Here is a 1,127-nt window from a genome sequence, read left to right as displayed (position 1 = left end):
AAGGAATTTGTACGCTACATCGATAGGGTCATCTGTTCGGGAACTGCGGGTTCATAGTTAGTGAATACTAGATCCCAGCTGCCACGCTTGCTTGAAACTAGATTTATATCGCGGCGAGTTGCAAGCCGCGCCTCGTGGAAATATGCACCGAAGAGTTCACGAACAAATTCGGTTTCGCTGTTAGTGAGGGCGACGAATACTCCGCGAGCATCGGCCCGCCGCATGGCCTCACATAGGCGAATATGGTCACTCTCGCCGAACTGTCCTGGTGTGTACCGTTTGAAGTCTGCCCATCCACCGAGTGGGACGTAGGGCGGGTCCAGGTAGACCCAGTCGCCCGGCTCGGCTTGGTCGATGGCCGCCTCAAAGTCGGCCTCTGTAATCGTTGCGTTCGTGAGCGCCTTGGATGCGCGCAGCAAAGTGTTTTGGTTGTAGTAGGGGCGATCATACGCCCCGTAAGGGGTATTGAACCCACCTTTCTTGTTTACACGCCATAGTCCACGGAAGCTCGTCTTGTTGAGGTAGATGACCCGCGCCGCTTGTTCAAGATCTGATAGATCTTCAGGCTTCTGTCGGCGTAAGCTCTTGAAATATTCTGGCGTATTTGGCATTGAGTCGAGCAGGCGCATGACTTCAACTGGACTATCTCGGACCTGCTGAAAACATGTGATTAGCTCGCCGTTGGCGTCACTCAGGGTTGAGGTCGTAGGTCGAAGTTCGAAATAGACAGCGCCACTGCCCAAAAAAGGCTCTCGGTATGTTCCAGAGAAGTCTGGCGCAAGTGCCACCAAGGTGCTGGCGTAGCGCGTCTTCCCGCCCGCCCACTTCAGGAACGAGCGCTCGCTCGGGGTGAGCCTCATAGGCTGTAGACGCATCGGCTGCACGTCAGGGACGGTACCGGACGTGTGGGACAGGACCCAGCAGCGGCGGCCTTCGGCGAGTGCATCCGGTCTGCACGGTTGGTTTTGGGCCTCTCTCACGAGGAGCTGGCCGACCGGGCGGGCCTACACAGGACATACGCGGGCAGTGCAGAGCGAGGACTACGCAATGTAAGAGGCTCCGGCAATAGAGCGTTCGATCAGGGAGCGGCGTCCGGGCGGATGGCTCGCAAGGCGGCGGAGAGAGCC

2 protein-coding genes are annotated in these 1,127 nt (G+C 57.8%); one reads left to right on the top strand and one right to left on the bottom strand.

Features of this window, described 5'->3' with window-relative positions:
* Positions 1 to 14: 14 nt before the first annotated feature.
* Complete coding sequence (locus MJ783_RS21900) at positions 15 to 860, bottom strand: Dam family site-specific DNA-(adenine-N6)-methyltransferase (protein ID WP_239313448.1); 846 nt, start codon at positions 858 to 860, stop codon at positions 15 to 17.
* A gap of 45 nt (positions 861 to 905) precedes the next feature.
* On the opposite strand from MJ783_RS21900, the gene MJ783_RS23390 reads away from it, so the two are divergent.
* The coding region (locus MJ783_RS23390) for a helix-turn-helix domain-containing protein (protein ID WP_255724445.1) at positions 906 to 1,127 on the top strand (222 nt) is incomplete at its 3' end.

This window comes from Protofrankia sp. Cj3 (genome assembly GCF_917627355.1).
Classification (GTDB): Bacteria; Actinomycetota; Actinomycetes; order Frankiales; family Frankiaceae; genus Protofrankia.
This window is presented reverse-complemented; position numbering and strand designations above follow the sequence as displayed.

Excerpts from the sequence above, each read along its gene's own strand:
- MJ783_RS21900 (WP_239313448.1), bottom strand. The coding sequence starts at position 860 with ATGAGGCTCACCCCGAGCGAGCGCTCGTTCCTGAAGTGGGCGGGCGGG.